Genomic DNA, 25,343 nt, shown 5'->3' on the forward strand with positions numbered 1-25,343 from the left:
TTTTTAGATATTTAAATTTTCTAAATAATATAACTTCTTTATTTTACCATATTCATAACCCATCGGCTTTTTTTATCTTATAACGACATGACTCCTTTTACCTAAAATTGGTATACTGATAGAGTACAAGAATCGCCAAGGAGGATGATGTATGAAAAAAGTAAAAGCTGCCCTTCCACTCGCTGTTTCTTTAGCACTCGGGCTTCAAGCACTTCCCATGTCCATTTCACCTGTTCAAGCTGAAGCAGCGGCAAATGCTGCTCATCATTCAGCTAAAATTGAAGTCAAACGAGCTAATGCGTTTTTAACGAATGTAGCGAACAGAAAAACAAAAGAAGCTAAGCGCCATTTTTCCCGCAGCCTGCAGTTAAAAATGAGTGAAGACAACCTAAAAACATGGTGGTCAGCTCTAACGGATCAGCTTGGTGCTGTAAAAAAGATTGGGACAGCTGTACAAGGTGAAATCAATACCGTTCATCGAAATATAGAAATTCCCATTGAATTTGAACATGCATCAGCTACTTTAACCGTTCGATTTAGTCAAAAACGTCAAATTGATGATTGGCAAATTGTACCGGAGGAGCGCCAGTTTTCGTTTTCCACACCGCCTTATGACACCCCTAAGAATTACAGTGAAAAACAGCTTTCAATCGGCAAAGCACCTTACGAACTTCCAGCAACGCTTACTCTTCCAACACGTTCAAAACATCAAAATGTACCCGTTGTCATATTAGTTCACGGATCAGGACCTTCTGATCAAGATGAAACGTTTATGAGCTTAAAGCCTTTTCGAGATCTGGCTTCTGGACTGGCTTCTCAAGGAATCGCCGTTTTACGCTACAACAAGCGCACATACGAACATACAGCTAAAATGTCCGGTGAAAATAAACTAAACGTCGACGATGAAACAACGGATGACGCCGCACTCGCAGTGGAAGCAATGGCGAAACAAAAAGGCATCGACAGCCGCAATATTTTTATACTAGGACACAGTCAAGGCGGCATGATGATGCCCAGGATTTTAAATCACACACCGGATAAAAGCGTGCGCGGCTCTATTTTACTCGCTGCACCGAGCCGCACACTTCCAGAGTTAATGCTTGAACAATTTGCCTATCTTGTATCGCTGAATCAGCTTCCGAAAGAGCAGCTTGCTTTTTTCCAGCAGCAGTTTGCCATTTTACAAGACCCAAGCTTTTCGCCAGCTCAGCCGCCAAAAGAATTTCTGCTTGGCACTCCTTATTTTTGGTATGACGTAGCTCACTGGCACCCTGCAGAAGTCGCAAAATCTCAGGACACGCCTCTGCTTCTTTTACAAGGAGCGCGTGATTATCAAGTAACGACCGAAGATTTTGAAGGCTGGAAACAAAGCTTGTCTCAGCGTTCGAACACTTCTTTTAAGCTTTATCCAAAGCTCAACCACTTTTTCACAGAAGGAACTGGTGAAAAAAGCACGCCCGATGAATATGCTGTTTCAGCCAACATTCCTTCTTATGTCATTGATGATATTGTGAAATGGGTTCGTGAAACGCAAAAGTAAAGAAACAAGGCGCTGTTTTATCAGCGCCTTGTTCTCTTATTCATTAAACCTTCCCATCACAACCGTATCATAGTACTTGCCGTCTGACAGCAGCTTGTCATTTTTTAATAATCCTTCTATTTCAAACCCGAACTTTGTATATAAGTCAATCGCTTTTTTATTGGTCTCTAGCACATTTAGCGTCATTTTCTTCATGTCCGCGCTATCTGCCCACAGTATGGACTGCTGTAAAAGCTCTTTGCCAATTCCGTATCCCCAACGTTCTTTTGCGATGCATACGCCAAACTCTACTTTATGAGAAAATCGTTTCAATTCGTTGCCTTGGCACCTTGAAAATCCGACGATTTCATTATGTACGCTTGCTACTAAAAATAAGTTTCGTTTACTTTCTGTGTCACGTTGAATAAGTTTTTCAAAATCGGATTCGTCCATATACCCTTCTCCTGGTTCACGATCCAAGTTTTCCGTTTCTCCGTCTAGCTGAACTCTTAGGTGAGACAGTTCATGCGCATCGCTGGTGTCAGCTGAACGAATGATATACTGAAGTCCTTTTACATAGTAAATCTGCTGATTGATGACCATCGTATTCCTCCAAGCGTCTTTCATAAATCTATCAATTGAATTTAATTTCTTTTAATATAAATAGTATACATAAAGAGATGGAAGAGAGTTGAACGAGTTGCTAGGGGTACTGCTGTTTATTCTATACGGCATTTACAAGTTCTATAAATCAAGAAGACCGCTAACGAAGTTTGACCATTTTTATGAGAAAGCCTTTGAACTAGAAGAAAAAAAGCGCTATGAAGATGCCCTTGATATACGCAACCAAGGGATTGAACTCCATACCCTTACCGATTTAGAACGAGCAGATTTACATTTAGCAAATGGGCGTATGCTTTTGAAACTAAAGCAGTATGAACAAGCAACGAAACACTATGACGCCTCGTTTAAACTAGCAAAATACGAAAAATCCCCTTACTCAGAAGGCTTTGACGAAGTCATTGAAGCCTACTTGTATGCAGGACGTAAAGAAGATGCGCTAATCATCACTAACGACATGTTAAAACGGCAAAGCTACGATCAAAAATTTAAAAAGCTAGAGCCTTTAAAAGAAAAGCTTCTTTCATACGAAGACTCATGGTAAAATCAAACAAATGAAAGCGTATTATTAAGAGCGATCGAGGTGAGCGTAATGGTCGTAACCGTTATTGTAGGAGTGCTGGGTCTAATTGGTTTAATTGCAGCTGGATTTGCGACGAATTATAAAGATACGAATTAAGATGTTGTAAAGAAGAGTGGGTGGGACAAACTTAGTTTAGTTGAAAAAAGATTCGAACCATAAACCGTTGGGATCTTTTCATTGTGCTGGCGAACGTAGATTTAATCTATGTAGTAGCTTCTAGCTGTTGGTTGGAGGACAAGACGAAGACTCCTGCGGGAAAAGCGGAATAGGTGAGACCCCGCAGGAGCGTATGCGACGAGGAGGCTCACCGGCCGCCCGCGGAAAGCGAAGTCTTGCACGGAAACCAACAGCGGTGTCACAAGCGATCCATACGAGCTCCTTTGCCCCTTTTTTCGTCTTTAGATTGGGTAATTGTATGTCTGAACCTCCTTTTTTAACGAGCCAACAGCTTTTCAGTAACGCGCAAAAACATCTTTACGCCAATTTCAAGCGCGGCTTCATCTACCGTAAACTTCGGATGATGATGAGGGTATACGATGCCTTGTTCTTCATTTCGCGCTCCGATGTTAAAAAATGCTCCTTCCGTTTCCTGCAGATAAGCTGAAAAATCTTCTCCTCCCATTTTAGGAGACAGCGTTTTAACCCGTTCTTTTCCGTATTCTTCGATAGCTGTTTCTTCAATTAAACGCGTAATTTCTTCAGAGTTAATGACGGGATGATAGCCTTTTTCATATGTGAAGGTGTACTCCGCACCGTAGGCTTCTGTTAGTCCTTTTACAATTCGGTCAATTTGTGCCGGAACTTTTTCTCGCAGAGCCGCGTCAAAGCTGCGAACGGTTCCGTTCAGCTCCACTTTATCAGGAAGTACATTGTGCGTAGTTCCTCCGTGAAATTGTGTAACTGATACAACTAATTTATCAATAGGATTGGTCGTTCTTGAAACAATGGTTTGAAGGTTCGTCACAATTTGCGCTCCTACCACAATGGCATCAACTGCTTCATGAGGCGCTGCGGCGTGTCCTCCTTTTCCTTTAATCGATATGTTAAACGTGTCAGGCGAAGCCATCATAGGACCTGCAAGCACGCCGATTTCTCCGACGGGAAGGCCAGAATTCAAATGCGTGCCAATCACGTAATCCACACCTTCCACCACGCCTTCTTTCACAAGCTCCTGCGCTCCTCCTGGCAGCAGCTCTTCTGCGTGTTGAAAAATCAAGCGAATTTCGCCTTTAAATTCATTTCCTAACTGAGAAAGAACAGAAGCTACTCCTAATAAAATAGCCGTGTGACCGTCATGTCCGCATGCATGCATTACGCCTTTATGAACCGAGGCAAATGCAAACGTGTTTTCTTCTTCAATCGGCAGCGCGTCCATATCCGCTCGAATCGCAACTACTTTCCCCTGCTCTTTTCCTATTAATCTAGCCACCACGCTTGTTGGTGTAGGACGCGTAATGATAAAGCTTCCAAACGAACGAAGTGTATCTTCAACGTACTGAGCCGTTCGATGCTCTTGAAACGATAATTCAGGATAGCGATGAAAATGTCTTCTCCACTCAATTACCTGCTTCTTTAAGCTTTCTGTGACGCTGTATTCACTGATTAATTTGACTGTCATACACATACTCCTCCTTTGTTTGACTATATCGATTGGCTGGAACAGAAAGATTTAAATTCCCGCGCAGCGTACTGCTTTCATAGGAAGTGTCGTAAAGGCCACGCCCTTGTAAAATCGGCACTACTTTTTCCACAAACTGATGAAACGTATCGCTCATAAACGGACGAAGTACAAATCCATCCGCTGCTTCCTGCTCATGCCATTTTTGCATTTCATCCGCTACGTGTTCAGGTGTTCCTGAAAACGGCGAACGAGGCAAAATTGTTTCAAGCGCCACTTGTCTTAACGTTAGCTTTCGAGCAGCCGCCGCTTGTTTAATTTTATTTGTCGTGCTTTGAAACGCATTTGCTCCGATATCCCCTAACTCTGGAAACGGGGCGTCTACGTCAAATTGATAAAAGTCATAATCATCAAAAAAACGAGCTAAATATGTAATGGCGTGATTAATTGGAATTAGCGCGGCAAGCTCTCCATATCTTCTTTCTACATCTTCCTCGCTATCTCCTATAATTAAATCAATACTTGGAAAAAAGAGATGCTTTGATTGTTCAAAGCATCTCCAGTCGTCTGGTCGATCGGTTTTAAATAGGTGTTTAGTTGACTTATCTGCATGTTATACCTACTATCCAGGTAAGTCAAATTAGCTTTTTAAATATGTTCTTTTATTTCTTTACAACTATAGCTACATTTCCTATTTTATGTCCGGTTTCTACATACTCATGAGCTTCTGGAATTTGTTCTAAAGAGTAGCATCTATCAATCACTGATTTTATCTGCCCTTCTTCCATCAGCTTTTTAAGAAGCAATAAATCTTTCGTCTGCACTTTGGCAATTCCTTGCCCCTCGACCGAAACAAAGCGTCCATTTAAGGCTAACGCTTCCTTGCACTGATTTTTTGTGATTTTTCCAACGGCATCAAAGATAAGATCGTATTTTTCTTGTTTTTCAGTAAAATTTTCGTTTTGGTAGTCGATGACGCGGTCTGCTCCTAAAGCTTTTACTAGTTCACTATTTTTAGAACTGCACACGCCTGTCACTTCAGCTCCGTAATAGCTAGCAAGCTGTACAGCCGCAGTTCCTACGGCACCTGAAGCACCGTAGATAAGCACTTTTTGCCCGGTTTGAATGTTTCCTTTTCTAAAAAAATGCAGAGCCGTCGTGCCGCCAAAAGAAATAGAGGCGGCTTCTTCACAGGTTACATTCTCTGGCTTTACGGCTATTGTCCCCTTTTCTGGCAAGCAGATATATTCCGCATACCCTCCGAACTTCATACCTGTCATTGCAAACAGCTGGTCGTCTTTTTTGAACCGCGTCACGTTCTTTCCGACGTCCTCTACCTCTCCGGCCAGCTCTACGCCTAGTATTGATTTTCTAGGCTTCCGTAATCCTAAAACTATTCGCATTGGAAGCCACAACAGCAGTGGACTATTAAAGCTCCTCACTCTGCAGTCGCCCGATGTGACCGTAGTGGCATGAATTTTTATCAGTATTTCATTCTCTTTTGGGATAGGCTTTTTTACTTCTTCAAGCTGAAGAACATCTGGTTTACCATACTTTGTACATACCATTGCTTTCATAACAGCTCTCCTTTTTTCACTAGAGTTCAATATATGTTTATAAACTATGCTCGTCGAAAGCTATTCTTTCACATTTTATAAAGAACGCCGGTGAATCTACTATCACATATGGTAAATAAAAGGATATTGCTATAAAATAAGTATAAAAACAGAAAGCGTGGTACGTGTTATTGTTTAAACTTCTTTTAATTGAAGACGATGTAACGCTGTTTAACGAACTGAAAGAACGGTTGGAGCAATGGTCTTATGATGTTTACGGCATCTGTGATTTCAGTAACGTTATGCAGGAGTTTAGCGAGGTAAAACCTGATTTAGTTATTATGGATATTCAGCTGCCGAAGTATGACGGATTTCACTGGTGCAGAATGATTCGTTCTCATTCAAAAATCCCTATCATCTTCCTATCTTCACGTGATCATCCTTCTGATATGGTAATGTCTATGCAGTTTGGCGCAGACGACTTTGTGCAAAAGCCGTTTCATTTTGATGTGCTTGTAGCAAAAATACAGGCCCTTCTCCGCCGCGTATATAATTACAGCGTTGAACAAGTAAACCTTCTTTCATGGCAAGGAGCTACGATTGATTATGAAAAAAACAAAGTATCAACCGAATCTACAGCTATCGATTTAACCAAAAATGAAATTTTTATTTTAAAATGCTTAATACATAAAAAGAATACGATTGTAAGCCGAGATGAGCTGATTAATAGTTTGTGGGAAGATAAACGATTTATCAGTGACAACACGCTGACGGTAAACGTCAATCGCCTGCGAAAAAAATTAGATGAAATTGGACTGGGAACTTTTATTGAAACAAAAGTCGGCCAAGGCTACGTAGCCATTGAAGAGGAACGCTATGATTAAACTCTTTATTCGCGAGCGTCTGAGCTGGATCCTTTTCTTTTTTATCATACATTTTTTTATGCTATTTATCGCGTATATTGATGAATCCATTCCTCTGTCTTCGATTCTCTATATCGTGTTTTTATCATCGATTATCTTTCTTATTTTCTGCGTCTTCCGCTATCACAAAGAAACGAAATTTTATCAAAAGCTAAAAGATGAAGAAGACTTCTTTGATTCTTCTACTCTTTCTCATCCACTGCGTCCGTTTGAAAAGATTGTTCAGCGAAACCTGATGCAACAATTAGAACAAGCGAAAAAAGATGGCGTGCAAACTCTGCTGCACGTGACGCAGGAAAAAGATGAACTGTTAGCTTGGATTCACGAAATTAAAACGCCGTTAACTGCGATGCATTTAATAATTGAACGCTTAGAAAATCGAGAAGTTAAAGCAAACTTGACGTTCGAGTGGCTACGCATTCACTTTTTACTTGATCAACAGCTGCATCAAAAGCGTATTTTCTTTATCGAAAATGATATGTATATTGAACATCTTGATTTAGAGTCCCTTATTTTCACTGAAATCAAAACGCTGCAAGCTTGGTGTATGCAAAAAAATATTGGGTTTGATGTGGACCTACAGGCAGAACGTGTACTGTGTGACGCAAAGTGGCTTTCGTTTATTATGAGACAGCTCTTAACAAACGCAGTCAAGTACAGTGAAGAATCTGACGTGATAATTAGAAGCTACAAGCACCATGGTCAAGTGTACGTCGAGGTAAAAGATAGCGGACGCGGCATTTCTCCTCAAGATATGCCGCGCATTTTTGAGAAGGGTTTTACCTCAACCACTCAGCATGAAGACAGCCGTGCCACAGGCATGGGCTTGTATCTCGCTCAAAAAGCTGCGCACGCTCTTTCTATTCACATTGGCGTGCAGTCTGCTCTTAACGAAGGCACGACGTTTACGCTTGCCTTTCCTAAATCAAATGATTTTGTTGATATGAAAAGCATGTGACAAAAATGTCACATGCTTTCGTCATTTGTTCGGTGAATCAAAGGAAAACGAAAAGCTCTTTTTTTATAATAAACGTATCAGATCAAAGGAGTGAATACATATGAACATATTAGAAGCTACTAATATTCATAAAAGCTACGGAAATAAATTTAACAGACAAGAAGTATTAAAAGGTGTAGATATTACCATTATGAAAGGAGAATTTGTAGGAATTATGGGCGCTTCAGGCTCAGGTAAAACCACGCTTCTGAACGTGCTTTCCTCTATTGATAAAATCAACGGCGGAACCATCAAAATTGAAGGAAATGAAATTAGCAGAATGAAAGAAAAGCAGTTAGCGAACTTCCGGAAAACACATTTAGGCTTTATCTTTCAAGACTATAACTTACTGGATACACTGACAGTCAAAGAAAATATCCTCTTGCCTCTTTCTGTTGTAAAAACTCCTTCGGCAGTAGCTCACAAAAAATTTGACGCGCTAGCCAAACAGCTCGGCATCTATGAACTCAAAGACAAATATCCAAATGAAATTTCGGGCGGACAAAAGCAGCGTACCTCTGCCGCAAGAGCCTTTATTCATGAACCAAGCATGATCTTTGCTGACGAACCAACCGGTGCACTTGACTCAAAAGCGGCCAGCGATTTGCTAAACAAACTGACGGAGCTTAATGACAAAAGAAGCGCAACAATTGTGATGGTAACGCATGACCCAGTGGCAGCCAGCTACTGCAGTAAAGTGATTTTCATAAAAGACGGACAAATTTATACGCAGCTGTATAAAGGGGATCAAACGCGAAAAGACTTCTTTGAAGATATTATGAAAACTCAAGGCGTGCTAGGCGGAGTGCAAGATGAATATTAATCAGCTCGTTTTCCGCAACTTCAAAAAGAATGTAAAAAACTATTATTTGTACGTTTTTGCACTGGTTTTCAGCGCAGCTTTATATTTTGCTTTTGTCACGCTTCAGTACGATCCTGCTCTTGATGCAACCAAAGGCTCCATTAAAGGAGGCGCGGCGGTTCGGGCCGCTTCTGTTTTACTTGTAGCCATTGTTTCTATCTTTCTATTATATGCAAATACGATTTTTATTAAGCGGCGCAGTAAAGAAATTGGATTATTTCAGCTAATTGGCATGACCAAAACAAAAATTTTCCGTATTTTGACCGTTGAAAATTTTATGCTGTACTTTAGCTCGCTGATTATCGGCATTTTAATTGGATTTTCGTTTTCAAAAGTAATCATTATGATTTTATTTAAAATTACGGACACCAAAGGCATTGCCAAGCTTCACTTTTCAGAAGAAGCCCTGATTCAAACGCTTATTGTGTTCAGCGTCATCTATTTGTTAATCATGACGATGAACTATCTTTTTATTAAAAGACAGACCATTTTAGCACTATTCCGCGTTACGTCATCAACAGAAAGCAAAACAAAAAAAATCAGTATTCTTGAAATTATTATTGGAATTCTTGGTATGATCTTTATTGCTTCCGGCTACTATATTTCTGCCAAATTGTTTGACGGATCTTTTACAAGCATGAATGCTTTGTCCATCGCAATGGTATCTATTTTAGCTTCGGTTATCATCGGAACCTATTTGTTTTATAAAGGCTCAGTTCGCTTTTTATTAAATTTGATGCGGAAAAGCAAAAAAGGCTATTTGTCGATTAACGACGTATTATCTCTTTCTTCTATTATGTTTCGGATGAAATCAAACGCACTGTTGCTGACGGTTATTACAACCGTATCGGCTCTGGCTATTGGCCTGTTGTGCTTGAGCTACATCTCTTATTATTCTGCTGAAAAGTCGGCCGAAGATTATGTGCCTAACGATTTTTCGATCAATAATACAAAAGACGCTGCTTCGTTTAAAGCCGCGCTGGATCAAAAGAAGATAGCATATACGGAAAAAAAGATCGACGTCATTCAAGTAAAAGCAAACGTAAAAAACATCTTAGAAAATAATTTGGAAGGCCCGATGGTAGACTCGTCCGCTATGGTTTTTTCAGTTGTTAGCGAAAAATCTGTTAGTGGTGTAAATGTAGCTCAAAATGAAACTTTGTTTACCGGCTATAATGATATGCTTCAACGAGTAAATTCATTTAAAGATTCCGGAGAAATTGAGCTAAGAGGAAAGAAAAAAGTCATTCCGCAAAAGTATATAGGTTTAAATCGAAAATTTCTCTTATCTACCTATTTTACGAGCGGTATGCCTACTGTGATTGTAGACGATTCCGTGTTTAATGAACTAGAAAAAGACGTGAATCCTTCTATTCAAAAAGAATCTTCTGTGTACACAGGGATAGATATATCACAAGAAAATGACGTACCAAAAGCAAACGAGATTTTCAAAGAAATGAAATTGGGCAATCATACTTTCAATGATTCGCGTATCGAAACGGTAAAAAGCCAAAAGCAGACTATGGGTCTAATTATGTTCATTGTAGCTTTTCTAGGACTGGCCTTTTTAATCACGTCAGGGTGCATTCTTTACTTTAAACAAATGGACGAAAGTGAAGATGAAAAGCCAAACTATACGATTCTTAGAAAACTCGGCTTCACTGAAAATGATTTACTAAAAGGCATAAAAATAAAGCAGCTTTTTAATTTCGGCATTCCGTTAATCGTAGGCTTGCTTCACAGCTATTTTGCCGTGCAATCTGGCTGGTTCTGGTTTGGAACAGAGCTTTGGACACCTATTATTATCGTCATGATTGTCTATACGGCGCTGTACTCTATTTTTGGTATTTTATCTGTTCTTTACTATAAAAAAATGATTAAAGAAGCTCTTTAAAGATAAAAAGCACAAGCTACAGCTTGTGCTTTTTATCTTTAAATGCCATTAATTGCTGGCGTTTTCTTTATTTTCCGCACTGGCTGCATGCAAAAAATTTTCTAACCGCTTTTTGACAAACGGCCATTCGTCATCGATTATACTGAAGATGACCGAATCTCGTACGTATCCACCTGGTAAAACCATATGTTTTCTGCTAATGCCTTCTTGCGTGGCACCTAATCGTTTAATAGCCGCTCTAGACCGCTTGTTTCGCACATCCGTTTTGAACTGAACGCGGTGAAACTTCAGCTCTCCAAAACAGTATTTTAATAATAAATACTTACACTCCGTGTTGACTCGAGTTCGCCACACGGATGGATGATACCACGTCCACCCTATTTCTACGCTTTTGTTAGGAAGGGAAATATCTAAAAATCTTGTGCTTCCTACAATTGAATGTGACTCTATATCAAATACAGCAAAAGGCAGCTCTCTTCCTTCCTGCTTTTCTGTTAAAGCACTTTCAATCAGCCGTTTCATATCACTTAGACGATGAACTTTTACCGGGAGATGCTCCCAAATTTCTTTCGGTTTTGCAGCTTCATAGAGTCCTTGCTCATGCATTTTTTCAAGCGGTACTAGCTTTACTGCTGTTCCTACAATTTCAACTGACTTTAGCATAACCTCGCCCCTTTTCAATACGTCTAAAGAAAATGTTAATACATGTATATGTACTGAAAAAGGGTCAGTTTCTGCTTATTGTAAGGTATCACTTTCATTATAATACTGGTTATCAGCTAAGTTTTTTTCGAGAAAATCACTTATGGTTTGGAAGGCTTGGTCTGCTGATTCTTTATTAAAGGTTTTTGAAAAAGGATTCATAAACCCATGAAATCCATAAAACTTTTTGATTTTCAAAAGCGGCTCTCTTTTTTGCTCTAGTGAGTTTATTAAAGAGTCTACATCAAATGTTTGCTCTTCAGCAGGAAAAAGAAGAAGAGTTGGACACACAGGACGTATATTTATATAGTCTCTAATGCGCGATCCGTAACAGCCAATCACGAAGTCACACAAACTGTTTTCACTGCATAGCCACGATATTGTGGCTCCTACACTAAATCCTATGACCCCTACTTCTTCATATTCTTGCTTTAGCTGAATTAACATGTTATTGATTTGTCTTGAACCCTCATCAATACCGATGTTTTCAACAAAGTTTTGATAAGCCATGTCCTCTTCTTCATAACGATAAGGAACGTCTTTAGATAATAAGTTAGGACAGATAATATCTGCCTCTAACTTAGACAATTTCTCTTTCATAAACTTCATATGATCGTTCACACCGTATATTTCATGAATTAATAAAATGGCTTTATTTGATTTTTTCATTTCTTTTATAAAACAGTCGTTTCTCTCGCCAGCTCACGGTGCAATACGTCTCCCATGCGCTTCATGCCTTCAACGATTTGTTCAGCAGACATATTAGAATAATTCAAGCGCAGCGCATTGTTTCTTGTACCGTTTGGAAAGAATGGAGTTCCAGGCACACAAGCTACGTTATTTTTTAGACATTCTGAAAAGATATGTGCTGAATCGATTCCTTGGGGCAGTTCCACCCAAATAAACAATCCGCCTTCTGGCTTACTGTAAGACAAATTCTCCGGAAAAAATTCCTGAATGCACGACAGCATTTGGGTACATCGCTCTTTGTATACGGCTTTAATTTTTTGAATGTGCGCTTCGATATCGTAAAGCTCCATGTACTTAGCGGTTACGCGCTGAGCAAAGCTGTCCGTATGCAAGTCAGCCACTTGCTTAAACGCTACGTACTTATCAATGAAAGCTTCGTCTGCACATACCCAGCCGATTCGAAGACCTGGCGCAAAAATTTTAGAAAATGTGCTGATGTAAATCACTCTGCCTTCTGTATCAAAATGCTTAACCGGCGGCAGCGTTTCTCCTGCAAATCGGACTCCTCCGTACGGATTATCTTCTACAATCAGCACATCGTATGCGTTCGCAAGCTCGATCATTCGCTGACGTCTTTCGCGCGTTAAGGTGCGCCCTGTAGGATTTTGAAAATCAGGAATCGTATAAATAAATTTCGCATGCGGATTTTCCTGAAGCTTTTTCTCTAGTTCTTCCATGATCATTCCGTCTTCGTCCATGTCCACTTCTACAAACGTCGCATTGTAGGATTTAAATACGTTAATGGCCGCTAGGTACGTTGGGCTTTCACAGATTACCACGTCTCCGTCATTAAGAAACAGTCTTCCGGTAAGATCGATTGCCTGCTGAGATCCGGACGTAATTAAAATGTTTGAAACAGCGGACTCGATGCCGATATGCTTCATTCGTGTCGAAATGGCTTCTCGTAGAGGAATATACCCTTCAGTTGTACTGTATTGAAGCGAAGCGGCTCCGTCTTCATTTAATACGGCGCGGCACGCATCGTTCATTGCTTCAACGGGAAACAGTTCCGGCGCGGGAAGTCCTCCTGCAAACGAAATGACTTCTGGTCGTTCCGTTACTTTTAAGATTTCGCGTGTTTCAGAAGATTTTACAAGACTAGCTCGTTCGGCAAATTTATCTTTCATTGATGATCATTCCTTTTTTAGATTTTAAACTTTTAACATTAATTATTCGAATAGTCAGAAAAATAACTGTAGACAATTACCTTTATAAAATCAGACAGTTACCGTGCAAGATGCCTTTTTAACAGACAACTAGCATTCGCACCCTCTCTGACTCTCCTTTTCTCCTTTCAATATATATTTTTCTCATTCACTATCTGTAACACAAATCAAAGGTCGTACGATAATTATGGCCTTGTGTTTAATGTATGTTAAAAAGGATAACATAAAAATCAAATAAATAAACAATAAATTCTACAAATTCTTAATTTTTATACAAATATATTTATCTTAGTAAACTATTTTGTAAGATTTCTTCCCCTTTCTACTCGTTAAATAGGTTCACGAGGCAATTCTAAGCCTAAAATTTAACATTTTCTATTGACTGTCTATATCATTAAATGATATATATTAATTAACGATATATCGTTTAATGATATAAGGAGGTTGAATATGCCGAGAAACGATTCATTAGAGACGGGGGAACTTACCGACACGTCCTACTACATCTTAGTGTCGCTCTTAGAAGCAAAACACGGATATCTTATTATGAAAACGATTGAAGATATGACCAATCAACAGTTTTCGATTGGACCTGCATCTATGTACACTACAATTAAAAAACTTCTTGCAGCTGAGTTAATCATGCTTTATGGCGAAAGCAAAGACAAAAAGAAAACGTATGTTGCAACAGAAAAAGGAATTCAGTTTTTAAAAAAAGAAGTTCAGCGCCGTAAAGAAATGATTACACATGCTGAAAATGCTTTAGGAGGTTTATAAATGAAGAAGACAAAATACATACTGAGTGGCGGAACTGCTTTTGCCGAAAAAGAAGATTTACAAAAGCTTAGCGACTATGCGAAAAAAGGCTGGCTGTTAGATCGTTTTGCATTTTTAGGATATACATTAAAAAAAGGAAAGCCTCAAGAGCTTCAATATTCACTAGATTTTCAAGAACATGCAGATGATGAATATTTTCTGCTTTTTAAAGAAGCCGGATGGCAGCACGTTTGTTCAACAGGCAATGCTATGCATATTTTCAGCGCACTTCCGGGAACAAAACCTATTTATTCCGATGTAGAAACGATCATTGACAGATACGAACGAGAAAAGCGTTCTGTAGGAAAAGCAGCTCTATCTATTCTTGTCGCGATGGTGTTTCTGCTGCTTTTTGACGTTATGAGCTTATACGGCTGGCTTCCGGAAGCAGTAGGTACAATAAGTGAGATTTTATTAGCGATTTCAACAGTAATTTTAGTATTTCCAGGACTTCCTTACCTTGCGTATCAGCGTAAGCTAAAAAAGCTTAGTAACACCTAAAGAGATTCCCTTTTCATTGACCTGCCGTATAAAACCCTTTATAATCCTTATTAACTCGATAAGATTTAAAGGTTTTAGTACAGGAGTGATGAAAAGTGAAATGGTTTCATTTTCTGTTTAATGAACGATGCCCAAAATGTAAGCAAGTGTTAAATACATCAAAATCTAATGCACTTCACGCGACTGTAGTGAAAGTGTGTCCGTCTAATCACTATCAAAAAGAATTTCATCCTGCGCTTGAAACGTATGTGGAAAGTGATGAAGTGCTATAAAAAAAGCTATGGGAATCCATAGCTTTTTATAGTAGCCCCCACCAAATCTTAATTGCCGTTGCTAAAATCAAACCGGCAAGGATCCACTGAAGCACTTTTGTATTCATTTTCTGACCAACTTTTGCACCGACTGGAGAGGCAATTAAACTTGCCGCAACTAAAATAAGTGCCGGTATAAATGGGACTTGATGGGTCACCAGCTTTCCAACCGTTGAACCAATGGAAGAAATAAAGGTAACGGCTAGTGAAGTTGCGATGGTTATTCGAGTTGGAATTTTAAGCACCACAAGCATCACAGGAACTAAAATAAAGGCTCCTCCTGCTCCTAACACGCCTGCTACGGCTCCAATAAGTAGTGATAAAATAGAAGCTAACCCTTTATTGAATTGAAGTTCACCTTCTTTTATCTTATCTACATTTTTCTTTGGAATAAACATCATCATAACCGCAATAAGAGCTAAAACTCCATATACAACATTTAATCCTTGTTCATTCATATAATGTGAGAGGTAACTTCCAAGCATGCTCCCAATTAGAATATTGCTGCCCATGTATAAAATTAATGATTTGTTTAAAAATCCGCTTTTTCGATACGCCCATACGCCGCCTAATGTCGCAAAGAATACTTGAATGGCTCCTGCACCTGAGACGTGATGAGCTGTTAGTGCTCCTACTCCTACCAATGGAGGAATATACAACAGCATCGGATAATTAATAACAGACCCGCCAATACCGACCATACCGGAAATAAACGACCCAATAAATCCAATAAGAAAAAGCGTGATGATAAATGTAAGATCCATCTATAGTCGCTCCGTTTCATATAAGGAAAGGGTACCTTTTACAAGAGATACCCTTTTCGTCCATTATTTCTTATCCTTTTTTAATCCAAAATTTAAGAACGTCGCCTTCTTCTGTCTGAAGAAGCTCGTGACCACCAGATTTTGCCCAAGCTGCAAGATCGTTTTTTGCCCCTTTATCCGTTGCGTGAATTTCTAACACTTGACCTGCTTCTAGTTCATTCATTGCTTTTTTTGTTTTAACAATCGGCATTGGGCAAGCCAGCCCTTTTGCATCTAGTACTTTATTTGATTCCATTTCTCTCTCTCCTTTGTTTAAGCTGAATTTTTTACTTAGCGAATCGCACAGCGGTTTGGTCCAATTTCCATTTCACGCTGTTTTTCTTCATCTGGACTTACTTTTCCCATATTGGTTTCACGGATTTCTTGATATGCATTTGGCTGCGGCGGTAAGTTATCTGTTACTAAGTGTCTGAACTCTGCTTCGTCTTTAATGTTTAATCCATGATTTTTCGCAAACAAAGTACCTAACTTTTCAGCTACGCTGCCGTTGTCATTTAGCTCATCAATAATCATAAAGTGAGCTGGCAATACGATTAACTCATCTGATAATGCTTTATAGCGTGTATAAAGCGTCTCGCGCAGATCGCCTACCCAGTCTTCAGCCATACCAGCTAAATCAGGACGTCCAATTGAATCAATGAACAAAATATCACCTGAAAGCAAGTATTGATCGTCTACGATAAAAGAAGTTGATCCAATCGTATGCCCCGGTGAATAAAGAGGCTGAATCGTAATCATTGTGTTACCAATCACGACATCACTGCCTTCTTCTAACGCCTTGTAGTCAAACATCACTTCTTCTGCATCTTTTGGAGGCAGCCAGTACGCTGCATTTGTTTCTTCAGCAATAACTCTTCCTCCTGAAATGTGATCTGCATGAAGGTGCGTATCAAACACATGCTTAACAGTGACACCAAGTTCTTTGGCAAAGTTAATATACACATCCGCCATACGCGTCGCATCAATAATAGCCGCTTCACCGTTTGATACGATCATATAAGATAAGCATCCTTTACCGATACGAACAAACTGATAGATCTCTCCGCCATCTTTTAAATCTCCGACTTTAACAGGCTCTAAATATTCACTCCACGCTTTCATACCGCCTTTAAGGTACGATACGGTAAGCCCCGCTTCTGAAAGCATGTCAGCTACCATCACGGATGAACCTTCTTTGGCGCAGACAACTAACACTTCTTTATCAGAAGGGATTTTTTCTAAGATTTCTTCTACTCCGTCTAAAAGATCGAAGTATGGAACATTTAAATGCTGAAATTGATGACCTTCAATTTTCCAATCGCTAAAATCACTTTCGTTACGAACGTCCAAGATAAATAACACTTCTTTATTGATAATTTTAGATGTAACTTCTTTTGCAGTAAGAACATGTACTGTCATATTAAAATACCTCCTTGGGTATATAAAATATCAAAATTTTTTAATTCACTATAATTCATTAGTTATTCTACTTTACCCGTCCAGTCACGCATACCAGGAACCACGTTAATTAAGTTTTTAAACCCTTGCTTTTTCATCGTTTGCCCTGCCATTTCACTTCGTCTTCCAGAGTGGCAAATAATATAAATTTCATTCTCTTTATTTAGCTCATTCGAACGTTTTTCTACTTCACCAAGCGGAATATGAACTACGCCTGGAATATGAGCTTCATCGTATTCTTCTACTTCACGCACGTCTAAAATATGAAGATGTTCATCATTCTCTACTTTTTTCGCAAATTCTTCTAATGAAATTTCAGGAATTGGCGTTACGTTTTCTTCAGCGCCGCCTTTACGAAGAAAGTGGTGAAGAACGTCACCTGCTGCCTCGGTACCTAAATACTCATGACCTGTGCTTTTTGCCCATGCTTGTAAGTCCGCCGTAGAGCCTTTATCCGTTGCTTGAATTTCTAGTACTTGACCTGCTTCTAATTCATTCATTTTCTTCTTTGTTCTTATGATTGGCATTGGACATGCTAACCCTTTTGCATCTAATACGAAGTTTGCTTGCATCATTTCTTTTTCCTCCTTGGTTTAAATACTAGTAGGGGTATATTTTTATCTAAAAAAATTAGACCGTTTCCCCTTTCCATTCCATCATTCCGCCTGTCATATTCGTTACACTGTAGCCTTGCTGCTCAAGAAAACGAGCTGCCATTCCGCTTCTGCCTCCAGAACGACAGACGACAATGTAGTTGTGTGTTTTGTCTAACTCATGCATACGGAATTCTAATAAAGGAAGCGGGATATTTAACGCGTTTGGAATTTTACCTATTTTTACTTCCTCTACTTCACGCACATCTAAAATGTGAATTTGTTCTTGTTTCTTTACTAGTTGTTCTACTTCTTGTGCTGCTATTGTCTTCACGCTACTTCTCCTCCTTTTTGATTTATCTCCACGTATTCATGCCGCCTTTAACGTTGGTGATGGATGTAAAACCTTGCTTTTTCAACAGTTTACTTGCTTTCAAACTTCTCATTCCGCTTTGACAAATAACGACTACTTCTCTGTCTTTTGAAAGCTGGCCTGTTTGCGCTGGCAGTTCTGATAAAGGAATGTTTCGAAATCCTTTAATATGTTTGGTACGAAATTCATGCGGTGTTCGCACGTCGATAAACTGATTATTTTTATTTTTTAACTTTGCTTTTAACTCCGTTGTGGCTATTTGCTGAATACCTTTTACTGGTGCAAAGCGCTGATATAAAAACCACAACAGAAAGATGATAATAAGCGCATTGATAATCATATTGACCCTCGCTTCATGAGTTATCTTTTAGATGAATAAGTTTACGTTTCCGTCTTCTGCGTCGGCTAAATACGCCGCTACGCCCGCATATTCAATATTATCTAACAGTTCTTTTTCCTGTAACCCTAGAAGATCCATCGTCATCGTACAAGCCACTAGCTTCACATCTTGTTCTTGTGCCATTTCGATAAGCTGCGGCAGCGTTAGAGCATTATGCTTTTTCATTACGTTTTTAATCATTTTAGGTCCCATACCTGCAAAGTTCATTTTAGATAAGCCCATTTTATCCGCACCGCGCGGCATCATTTTGCCAAACATCTTTTCTAAAAATCCTTTTTTCACCGGCACCATTTCTTCTTTACGAAGCGCATTCAATCCCCAAAACGTATGGAATATCGTCACTTCATGGTCATAAGCAGCCGCTCCGTTGGCAATAATATAAGCTGCCATCGCTTTGTCATAATCACCGCTAAATAATACAATCGTTGTTCGTTTCTTTTGTTCAGTCATGTTGTTCCTCCTATTACCCTATGGGGTATATTTAATTCTAAAAAAATTAGCCTTTTTGAATGTAAAAGATAAATGTGCTGCCTTCTTCTTTAAAATCAATGAGCTCGTGTCCTGTTGATTTTGCCCACGCGGTTAAGTCACTTTTAGCACCTTTATCTGTCGTTTGCACTTCTAATACTTGGCCTGTTGTTAAAGTATCCATTGCTTTTTTTGTTTTTACGATTGGCATTGGACACGCTAATCCTTTTGCATCTAAAACTTGATCAATTTTCATAGTAGCTATCTCTCCTTTTATATACATATACCTGTAAGGGTATATTATATTAAATAATGATATTCGTCAACCTTAAATAAGGTGACAATGATTAACGACTTTTCACTAACAGCTGTACAGCTTCTTGCACTAACCCTTCGGTTGGCTCTCCATGCTGCAGGCTCTCTCTGACGCACTGTTCAAGATTGCTGCTCACAATGACTCCCATCGTGCGATCAATGGCACTTCTTGCAGCCGATAATTGAGTTACGACGTCTCGACAGTCTTTCCCTTGCTCCATCATGCTAAGCACGCCTTTTAGCTGCCCTTCAATTCGACGCAGCCGATTTTTCACTTGCTGGTTATACTCCATAATCGAATACCCCTTTCTTTCCTTTGCTTTGACACTTACACGCTGCTAATTCATAGCTGCGCACTTGAAAACCTTTTTTTCGTAAGAACCGTACGCCTAAATTTAATTCCACTCTATCTTCGGCAATTACATGAACGCTGCCCTGTGGAATTTCTGAATAAAAGCGTTTGAGGTACGCATACGGCATAACTAACCCCTTAGAATCATGAACTTCATGGTAATGGCGAATATCTACAATCGTTCGCCCAAGTTCTTTCGCTTCAAGTTCACGCATGCACTGTATTCTTTTAACAGGATAATAACGTCTGTATGCGATAAATGAAATAGCAAGCAACAACACTGCTATATATAGCATAAGAATCACCGCCTTGCTATTGAATTGATGTTGTTTACACGTTTATAATATACCCCTATAGGTATATTGTCAAGCGATAAAATTATATTTGATTTTGCTTATTTACATGGATCCTTTCATATGAACCAATCCACTTTATACAGCTTAGGGATCATGAATGTTTTCTTTAACCTGCTTTATTGTGTGTACCCCCTACCCTATAGATCAAACATACTTTTCCGTTTTCATGCATCACCTGGGCTCATATAAATTACTAGAAAATAAGCTTACTGTATCATTCACGTCTACACACAAAAGATCCAGTTCCCAAGGAGAACCGGACCTTTTATAGTAAAAAGCTGATTAGCTTTGATGATAAATGTTATGCCATTGATTCCACGAACTGTGTGGATGCTGCTGGTGCCACTGATTCCAAGGCACGTATGGATTTTGCTGATGCCACTGATTCCACGTACCGTGCGGATACTGCTGGTGCCACTGATTCCAAGGTGTGTATGGATGTTGTTGATGCCATTGATTCCATGTGCCGTGCGGATACTGTTTGTGCCACTGCTCCCAAGGTACATGTGGATGTTGCTGATGCCATTGATTCCACGTGCCGTGCGGATGCTGATGATGCCATTGTTCCCATGGAATATAATTCTGCTGTCCTTGATGCATGTTCCTTCAACTCCTTTTCTTTGCCACATCATATGTTCATGTTGGGATTTAGAGCTTATCTATTTTAAAATATAGGCGTTTGATTAATTATGAATTAAATCACACTTTTGTTTTTATATGGTAATATTAATATAAAACATCCAGGAGGATTTCAATTGGTTAAAAACTTACCATTATTAATGGCTATCTTACTTATAGGAGTAAGCTCTTCTCTTATAAGCGGAAGCATAAACTTATCTGGAAGTATAGAATGGATATTTCTTATTATTAGCCTTATTGCTAATATTACTGCCGTGATTGGCCTTTCTTTACACGTATTTGTTTACCTTCCCATGAAAAAAGCTGAGAAAAATATAAAAGAAACGTTTAAATGAATATAAGCAAAAGAAGCAGATTTCTTATAAGAAGTCTGCTTCTTTTGCCAGCTTGTATTAAACTTGTTTTTCTCGACTTCTATACACCAAAAGATGCATGTAGCCTTTTATTCGGAAGGAGATGGAAATCTTGCTGCTTCGAAATGCGACACATTTTCTGTTGTGACAATTGTGCCGTCAACATTACTTTCCGCGAAGACTTCAACTCGATCTCCTTTTTCTAAATTGTAAATAGTAGAGACCGATACTACGTTAACAAATATAGTGTTTCCTCCAAAGAAATCGTTATCAATCGCGATAACCGCCGTGCCATTGACACGAATTTCTACGCGCGCTCGATAATCGACAGTCGTATCGTTAGGAAGAAATCCAATTGTAGCAACAAGAGAATATACGCCATCTTTTTTAGGACGAAAAGTGGACGTAACCGGGTTATATTCATTTGCTAAGTCAAATTGTTTGAACTGATAGGAAACCTTTACAGAAGTGTTTGCTGATACGGATTGATTTGTAAGGCTAAGAGCACGAAACGCTGAGTCTCTTGTATTTCCTTGTGTGGAAGAACAATGATGATGTTTCTTAGAAGAATAAGATCTTTCTACATGATATTTATCATCTTTTTTAATCGTAATCATCCTTTCTTTATGTGTCTATCTATTTTATCCATTCGCAGGAAAAATGCTTGGATGCTTGTCCTTTGACTGATAATTTTAATAGAAATAAAATAGGAAACGATAGACTACTCAGTTTTCCATAAAAAAGAGGCTGAGACATATCCAGATGAATCTAATCTAAAGATGAACAACTCGTATACATGAGCTGAACCGCTGGTGACAACGCAGTTAATTTCCGTACAAGACTATGCTTTCCGCGGGAGTCTTCGCCTTGCCCTCCAATCAACTGCTAGAAAGACCTGCACACATGAAACCTGTGTTTAACATAACAAAAAAAACGAACCACTAATCAAACATCTTGATCAATGGTTCGTTTTTCACTTTGTCTAAAATCCTTTTGTCCCAGCCTCTTTGGAATTAACCTACAATATTGTAACCAGCGTCTACGTGTACGATTTCTCCTGTTACGCCGCGTGAAAGATGGCTCAGTAATACGACCGTCATGTCGCCAACTTCTGCTTGCGTTACGTTACGCTTAAGAGGTGCTTTTTCTTCAACTTTGTGAAGAATTTGGTTAAAGTCAGAAATGCCTTTCGCTGCAAGTGTACGAATTGGGCCTGCTGAAATCGCATTTACGCGGATATTGTCTTTCCCTAAGTCTAATGCTAAGTATTTTACTGAAGACTCAAGCGCTGCTTTCGCTACGCCCATTACGTTATAGCCTTCCACTGCACGCTCTGCACCAAGATAGCTCATCGCTACAAGAGAACCGCCTTCTGTCATAAGAGGTTTCGCTGCTTTCGCTACGGCAATAAATGAATAAGCGCTTGTATCTTGAGCAAATGCATATCCGCTTCTTGATGTGTTAATAAACTCGCCGTTTAAATCTTCTGAGTGAGCAAACGCAACAGAGTGAATCACTCCGTGAACTGTGCCTGCTTCTTCTCCGATTTTTTTGAAAGCTGCTTCAATACTTTCGTCGCTGTTTACGTCACATTCAGCTATTAATGATGCTTGAATTTCATTTTTTTCTAAAAGCTTGTTCAATTTTCCTAGTGAACGTTCTTTACGGTATGTAAAAATTAAGTTTGCTCCTACTTGATGAAGGGCTTTTGCAACACCCCAAGCAATACTTCTGTCGTTGGCAACTCCCATAATCACAATGTTCTTGTTCTTTAATTGTAATAAATCTTCCATATTATCCTCCAAAAAAAATTAGTCATCAATGATGACTAATAGGTAATTGTATAGCTTTATTATAGCACAAAGATGCTCTTAGTTCCTAAGAGTCTTATGAATTAACCGATTTTGCTTTATAAATAATCTCTTACTTGTCCGAATTTTGCAGCCATGCTTGCGTTGTTTCAGCAAATTTTTTAGCTGCAGGTGAAAGATGATAACGAGTAGCTAGACCAATTGAACGGTAGCTGTCCACTTGAAATGGAATCGCACGCAGCTCTTGCGGGATAGAATCCAAAAGCATTTCAGGTAAAATGCTAATGCCTAAGTGATACGTAATCATCGATAGGATAGCACTTTCATCCATTAATTCAAAGCGAATTTCAGGCTGAACCCCCTGTTCTTCAAACAATTGCTTAATATCATGATATCCGCCGTATGTCGGCATAATAAACGGTTCTTTCTCTAAATCTTTAAAGGAAACGTTTTTTTGATGATACAAAGCACTTTGATTTGATACGACACACAGCAGCGGGTCTTTTTTTAAAGGGATAATATGAAATTGACTTGAATGCGTAATGTTAATAAAACCGCAGTCTATTTCTCCGCTCAGCAGCCACTGTTCAATTTCAAGATAATCGCCTTCTTTTAGCTGAATTTGAATGGCCGGATAGCTTTTTTCCATCAGCTGAATAATTTCAGGGAGCCACTTGGTGGATACGCTTTTAAAAATCCCAACTTTAATCGTCCCTTTTGCAAGACCTAAGAGACTGGCTGCTTCTTGATGAACTTTTTCATTTTCTTGCAGCACTTTCCGAATGGCAAGAAGCATCGTTTCGCCTTCTGTTGTTAAGGTAATACCTGATCTGTTTCGATTCACAAGCGGAAATCCAAATTCTGTTTCGAGATTTGTAATGGCATGACTGACCGCTGACTGCGTGAGTGCCAGCGCATCTGCCGCTTTTGTAAAGCTTTTCACTTCAGCTACTTTGTTTAAAATTTCATATTTCACTAAGCTCATTTTCTCCCGCCTTAACATGAATTTAATTCATGTTCATCATTATAAAGATTCATTTTATTAATATCAAATTCCTTTGTATACTGTGAGTACATGATAAACAATGGAGGGTTGAACGTGAGTTACCGCACGCGAGCAAATATGATGATGATTGGTGTGAACGTATTTTGGGGCATGTCGTACGTGTTTATGAAAATGGGGCTGGGTTCGCTCGGGTCATTTACTATCATTGCATTCAGATGTTTAATTGCTTTTTTGATTGCCGGACTGTTTCTCTATAAGCCTTTACTACATATCACGCGCAAAACGATTTTATCATCAGCTATTTTAGGCTTTTTACTGTTTTCCGTTTTTTCATTTGTCACGTTTGGCGTCAGCATGACGTCTGCTTCAAATGCCGGATTTCTTGTCAGTTTAACGGTCATTTTTGTTCCATTGCTCAACTGCTTGTTAGTAAAAAAGCTTCCTTCTTGGCCGATTGGACTTGGAGTTATTGTTACCCTAACCGGTATAAGTGTGTTAACTTTAAAGCACTCCTTTCATATGAATACTGGTGATGTACTTTGCATCGGAACGGCGCTATGTTATGCCATTCATATTACCTTGACCGGCACGTTTACGAAAAACGAAAATCCAATTGCTCTTGGTATTTTACAGCTAGGATTTGCTGGGTTGTTTGGACTGCTTTGCAGCTTTTTATTTGAACACCCGAGCATTCCAACTACGTTATCATCATGGATTGCGATTTTAGGTCTTGGCGTTCTTTGCAGCGCGATTGGATTCATTTGTCAAGCCATTGCGCAGCGCTACACAACTCCTACTCACACAGGACTTATTTTTGCAACAGAGCCCATTTTTGCTGCGCTGTTTGCCGTTCTCTTTTTGCATGAGCTGTTTACGCTTAAAGACCTTGTTGGTTCTATTATTGTGATTGCGGGGATTTTAATTGCTCAATTAGACGATTTACTATTTAAAAAAAGAGTTCATTACCAAGAGACTTTGCCAAAGTAAAAGCCGCTAGATAAGAACCTAGCGGCTTTTGTTATGAAGCTAAGGTATGAGCTTTCTTTTAGCAGTCACAGCACCTATCTCCACTTTTCTTTTAATAGATGCTAGTATTTTTTAAACTATATTGCTATTCTAGATAAAAAATAGGTCTAGGTGAACGACTGTGAAGCTTATTAAACGAATACTTTCAACTATTATTTCATCGATATGCGGCGGTGCGGTTTGCATCGAAATATTTGAATTAAATTCCCTTGGCTATACAAGTATAGTAGATTATTTATCGACTTTGCTTATTGGTGTGTATCTTACCGCTCCATTTATTATTATAGTAGGCATCCCTTGTTCAATAGCTATAGCAAACATCATGAAATACATAGCTTCATTTCAAATATTAATTGAACTAATCCTATATCTTCTTTTCGGTATCGTGGGAGCACTCGCCGTATTAACTTTATTTTTGCTAAGTGACGGAATATCAGCTTTTAGTCTCTTTCCTCGAATCCTTATTGTAACGTTGAGCTGCTCATTGCCGTTTGGGTTATCTTCTATACTCATAAACAAGCTATCTAAAAAGACGGTCTATTATACATAGACCGTCTTTTTAGATGCTTTG

33 protein-coding genes are annotated in these 25,343 nt (G+C 39.1%); 12 read left to right on the top strand and 21 right to left on the bottom strand.

Features of this window, described 5'->3' with window-relative positions:
• Positions 1 to 151: 151 nt before the first annotated feature.
• Positions 152 to 1,540 (top strand): alpha/beta fold hydrolase, encoded by a 1,389-nt coding sequence (locus tag LJC66_RS17360; RefSeq protein WP_230933098.1) that lies wholly within the window; start codon positions 152 to 154, stop codon positions 1,538 to 1,540.
• Positions 1,541 to 1,576: 36 nt separating this feature from the next.
• On the opposite strand, the gene LJC66_RS17365 is transcribed toward LJC66_RS17360, so the two are convergent.
• Positions 1,577 to 2,122, bottom strand: coding sequence for a GNAT family N-acetyltransferase (locus LJC66_RS17365; protein WP_195696446.1), 546 nt, complete (start codon positions 2,120 to 2,122; stop codon positions 1,577 to 1,579).
• Between the two features lie 88 nt (positions 2,123 to 2,210).
• Between LJC66_RS17365 and LJC66_RS17370 the strand changes: the two genes are divergently transcribed.
• A complete protein-coding gene (locus LJC66_RS17370) occupies positions 2,211 to 2,684 on the top strand; it encodes a hypothetical protein (protein WP_230933099.1) in 474 nt (157 codons plus the stop codon).
• Positions 2,685 to 3,156: 472 nt separating this feature from the next.
• On the opposite strand, the gene LJC66_RS17375 is transcribed toward LJC66_RS17370, so the two are convergent.
• From LJC66_RS17375 to LJC66_RS17385, 3 genes are all read right to left on the bottom strand, one after another.
• Positions 3,157 to 4,341, bottom strand: coding sequence for a M20 family metallopeptidase (locus LJC66_RS17375; RefSeq protein ID WP_230933100.1), 1,185 nt, complete (start codon positions 4,339 to 4,341; stop codon positions 3,157 to 3,159).
• Complete coding sequence (locus LJC66_RS17380; protein ID WP_230933101.1) at positions 4,319 to 4,618, bottom strand: hypothetical protein; 300 nt, start codon at positions 4,616 to 4,618, stop codon at positions 4,319 to 4,321. Before LJC66_RS17380 ends, LJC66_RS17375 begins: the two co-directional genes overlap by 23 nt.
• A 385-nt stretch (positions 4,619 to 5,003) precedes the next feature.
• Complete coding sequence (locus LJC66_RS17385; RefSeq protein WP_230933102.1) at positions 5,004 to 5,918, bottom strand: NAD(P)-dependent alcohol dehydrogenase; 915 nt, start codon at positions 5,916 to 5,918, stop codon at positions 5,004 to 5,006.
• Positions 5,919 to 6,088: 170 nt separating this feature from the next.
• Between LJC66_RS17385 and LJC66_RS17390 the strand changes: the two genes are divergently transcribed.
• From LJC66_RS17390 to LJC66_RS17405, 4 genes are all read left to right on the top strand, one after another.
• Entirely contained in the window at positions 6,089 to 6,781 is a 693-nt protein-coding gene (locus tag LJC66_RS17390; RefSeq protein ID WP_230933719.1) for a response regulator transcription factor, read from the top strand.
• The gene (locus tag LJC66_RS17395) at positions 6,774 to 7,778 is read left to right on the top strand and encodes a sensor histidine kinase (RefSeq protein ID WP_230933103.1); all 1,005 of its coding nucleotides are present in this window, start codon (positions 6,774 to 6,776) and stop codon (positions 7,776 to 7,778) included. The genes LJC66_RS17390 and LJC66_RS17395 overlap by 8 nt, the downstream gene beginning before the upstream one ends.
• Positions 7,779 to 7,878: 100 nt before the next feature.
• Positions 7,879 to 8,640: an ABC transporter ATP-binding protein gene (locus LJC66_RS17400; RefSeq protein ID WP_098599180.1), complete on the top strand. Its 762-nt coding sequence runs from the start codon at positions 7,879 to 7,881 to the stop codon at positions 8,638 to 8,640.
• Positions 8,630 to 10,573, top strand: coding sequence for an ABC transporter permease (locus tag LJC66_RS17405; protein WP_230933104.1), 1,944 nt, complete (start codon positions 8,630 to 8,632; stop codon positions 10,571 to 10,573). The genes LJC66_RS17400 and LJC66_RS17405 overlap by 11 nt, the downstream gene beginning before the upstream one ends.
• Before the next feature lie 48 nt (positions 10,574 to 10,621).
• On the opposite strand, the gene LJC66_RS17410 is transcribed toward LJC66_RS17405, so the two are convergent.
• The 3 genes from LJC66_RS17410 to LJC66_RS17420 all read right to left on the bottom strand — a co-directional run bounded on the left by LJC66_RS17410 (position 10,622) and on the right by LJC66_RS17420 (position 13,152).
• Positions 10,622 to 11,236 (bottom strand): GNAT family N-acetyltransferase, encoded by a 615-nt coding sequence (locus tag LJC66_RS17410; protein WP_230933105.1) that lies wholly within the window; start codon positions 11,234 to 11,236, stop codon positions 10,622 to 10,624.
• Positions 11,237 to 11,311: 75 nt separating this feature from the next.
• Positions 11,312 to 11,944 carry a dienelactone hydrolase family protein gene (locus LJC66_RS17415; protein ID WP_230933106.1) on the bottom strand — a complete coding sequence of 211 codons (633 nt, stop codon included), beginning with the start codon at positions 11,942 to 11,944 and terminating at the stop codon, positions 11,312 to 11,314.
• A 5-nt stretch (positions 11,945 to 11,949) separates the two neighbouring features.
• The gene (locus LJC66_RS17420; protein ID WP_230933107.1) at positions 11,950 to 13,152 is read right to left on the bottom strand and encodes an aminotransferase-like domain-containing protein; all 1,203 of its coding nucleotides are present in this window, start codon (positions 13,150 to 13,152) and stop codon (positions 11,950 to 11,952) included.
• A 489-nt stretch (positions 13,153 to 13,641) separates the two neighbouring features.
• On the opposite strand from LJC66_RS17420, the gene LJC66_RS17425 reads away from it, so the two are divergent.
• The 3 genes from LJC66_RS17425 (at position 13,642) to LJC66_RS17435 (ending at position 14,780) form a co-directional block, all read left to right on the top strand.
• Positions 13,642 to 13,968 (top strand): PadR family transcriptional regulator, encoded by a 327-nt coding sequence (locus LJC66_RS17425; RefSeq protein ID WP_140451309.1) that lies wholly within the window; start codon positions 13,642 to 13,644, stop codon positions 13,966 to 13,968.
• A complete protein-coding gene (locus tag LJC66_RS17430) occupies positions 13,969 to 14,508 on the top strand; it encodes a DUF2812 domain-containing protein (RefSeq protein WP_230933108.1) in 540 nt (179 codons plus the stop codon).
• Positions 14,509 to 14,603: 95 nt separating this feature from the next.
• A complete protein-coding gene (locus LJC66_RS17435; protein WP_176544807.1) occupies positions 14,604 to 14,780 on the top strand; it encodes a hypothetical protein in 177 nt (58 codons plus the stop codon).
• Between the two features lie 26 nt (positions 14,781 to 14,806).
• Here the strand turns inward: LJC66_RS17435 and LJC66_RS17440 are convergent, their stop codons facing one another.
• The 11 genes from LJC66_RS17440 to LJC66_RS17490 form a co-directional block, all read right to left on the bottom strand.
• Complete coding sequence (locus LJC66_RS17440; RefSeq protein ID WP_230933109.1) at positions 14,807 to 15,583, bottom strand: sulfite exporter TauE/SafE family protein; 777 nt, start codon at positions 15,581 to 15,583, stop codon at positions 14,807 to 14,809.
• 70 nt (positions 15,584 to 15,653) lie between these two features.
• Positions 15,654 to 15,878 (bottom strand): sulfurtransferase TusA family protein, encoded by a 225-nt coding sequence (locus LJC66_RS17445; RefSeq protein ID WP_028409361.1) that lies wholly within the window; start codon positions 15,876 to 15,878, stop codon positions 15,654 to 15,656.
• Positions 15,879 to 15,913: 35 nt separating this feature from the next.
• Positions 15,914 to 17,041 (bottom strand): MBL fold metallo-hydrolase, encoded by a 1,128-nt coding sequence (locus LJC66_RS17450; protein ID WP_230933110.1) that lies wholly within the window; start codon positions 17,039 to 17,041, stop codon positions 15,914 to 15,916.
• 62 nt (positions 17,042 to 17,103) lie between these two features.
• Positions 17,104 to 17,655: a sulfurtransferase TusA family protein gene (locus LJC66_RS17455; protein WP_230933111.1), complete on the bottom strand. Its 552-nt coding sequence runs from the start codon at positions 17,653 to 17,655 to the stop codon at positions 17,104 to 17,106.
• Positions 17,656 to 17,710: 55 nt separating this feature from the next.
• Positions 17,711 to 18,007: a rhodanese-like domain-containing protein gene (locus LJC66_RS17460; RefSeq protein ID WP_230933112.1), complete on the bottom strand. Its 297-nt coding sequence runs from the start codon at positions 18,005 to 18,007 to the stop codon at positions 17,711 to 17,713.
• Positions 18,008 to 18,029: 22 nt separating this feature from the next.
• Entirely contained in the window at positions 18,030 to 18,386 is a 357-nt protein-coding gene (locus LJC66_RS17465; RefSeq protein WP_050690928.1) for a rhodanese-like domain-containing protein, read from the bottom strand.
• 27 nt (positions 18,387 to 18,413) lie between these two features.
• On the bottom strand, positions 18,414 to 18,896 hold the full coding sequence (locus LJC66_RS17470) for a DsrE/DsrF/DrsH-like family protein (protein ID WP_013058040.1): 483 nt from the start codon (positions 18,894 to 18,896) through the stop codon (positions 18,414 to 18,416).
• A 46-nt stretch (positions 18,897 to 18,942) separates the two neighbouring features.
• Positions 18,943 to 19,170 carry a sulfurtransferase TusA family protein gene (locus tag LJC66_RS17475; RefSeq protein WP_014459166.1) on the bottom strand — a complete coding sequence of 76 codons (228 nt, stop codon included), beginning with the start codon at positions 19,168 to 19,170 and terminating at the stop codon, positions 18,943 to 18,945.
• Between the two features lie 91 nt (positions 19,171 to 19,261).
• Positions 19,262 to 19,522 (bottom strand): metal-sensitive transcriptional regulator, encoded by a 261-nt coding sequence (locus LJC66_RS17480; RefSeq protein ID WP_014459165.1) that lies wholly within the window; start codon positions 19,520 to 19,522, stop codon positions 19,262 to 19,264.
• The gene (locus LJC66_RS17485) at positions 19,512 to 19,877 is read right to left on the bottom strand and encodes a sulfurtransferase (RefSeq protein WP_221781337.1); all 366 of its coding nucleotides are present in this window, start codon (positions 19,875 to 19,877) and stop codon (positions 19,512 to 19,514) included. The genes LJC66_RS17480 and LJC66_RS17485 overlap by 11 nt, the downstream gene beginning before the upstream one ends.
• A 342-nt stretch (positions 19,878 to 20,219) precedes the next feature.
• Positions 20,220 to 20,537, bottom strand: a complete 318-nt coding sequence (locus LJC66_RS17490; protein WP_115654424.1) for a hypothetical protein — start codon at positions 20,535 to 20,537, stop codon at positions 20,220 to 20,222.
• 155 nt (positions 20,538 to 20,692) lie between these two features.
• Between LJC66_RS17490 and LJC66_RS17495 the strand changes: the two genes are divergently transcribed.
• A complete protein-coding gene (locus LJC66_RS17495; RefSeq protein ID WP_115654425.1) occupies positions 20,693 to 20,911 on the top strand; it encodes a hypothetical protein in 219 nt (72 codons plus the stop codon).
• 107 nt (positions 20,912 to 21,018) lie between these two features.
• Here the strand turns inward: LJC66_RS17495 and LJC66_RS17500 are convergent, their stop codons facing one another.
• The 3 genes from LJC66_RS17500 to LJC66_RS17510 all read right to left on the bottom strand — a co-directional run bounded on the left by LJC66_RS17500 (position 21,019) and on the right by LJC66_RS17510 (position 23,725).
• Positions 21,019 to 21,546: a hypothetical protein gene (locus LJC66_RS17500; protein ID WP_155009957.1), complete on the bottom strand. Its 528-nt coding sequence runs from the start codon at positions 21,544 to 21,546 to the stop codon at positions 21,019 to 21,021.
• Positions 21,547 to 21,942: 396 nt separating this feature from the next.
• Positions 21,943 to 22,722, bottom strand: coding sequence for an enoyl-ACP reductase FabI (gene fabI, locus LJC66_RS17505; RefSeq protein WP_014459159.1), 780 nt, complete (start codon positions 22,720 to 22,722; stop codon positions 21,943 to 21,945).
• A gap of 130 nt (positions 22,723 to 22,852) precedes the next feature.
• Positions 22,853 to 23,725, bottom strand: a complete 873-nt coding sequence (locus LJC66_RS17510; RefSeq protein ID WP_014459158.1) for a LysR family transcriptional regulator — start codon at positions 23,723 to 23,725, stop codon at positions 22,853 to 22,855.
• A gap of 114 nt (positions 23,726 to 23,839) precedes the next feature.
• Here LJC66_RS17510 and LJC66_RS17515 point away from each other — a divergent pair, with 114 nt between their 5' ends.
• Both LJC66_RS17515 and LJC66_RS17520 read left to right on the top strand, forming a co-directional pair.
• Positions 23,840 to 24,733: a DMT family transporter gene (locus tag LJC66_RS17515; RefSeq protein ID WP_230933113.1), complete on the top strand. Its 894-nt coding sequence runs from the start codon at positions 23,840 to 23,842 to the stop codon at positions 24,731 to 24,733.
• A 160-nt stretch (positions 24,734 to 24,893) separates the two neighbouring features.
• Positions 24,894 to 25,322 carry a hypothetical protein gene (locus LJC66_RS17520; protein WP_121945581.1) on the top strand — a complete coding sequence of 143 codons (429 nt, stop codon included), beginning with the start codon at positions 24,894 to 24,896 and terminating at the stop codon, positions 25,320 to 25,322.
• Positions 25,323 to 25,343 lie beyond the last annotated feature (21 nt).

The sequence above is a fragment of the Priestia sp. TSO9 genome (genome assembly GCF_021029645.1).
GTDB classification, from domain to species: Bacteria; Bacillota; Bacilli; order Bacillales; family Bacillaceae_H; genus Priestia; species Priestia megaterium_E.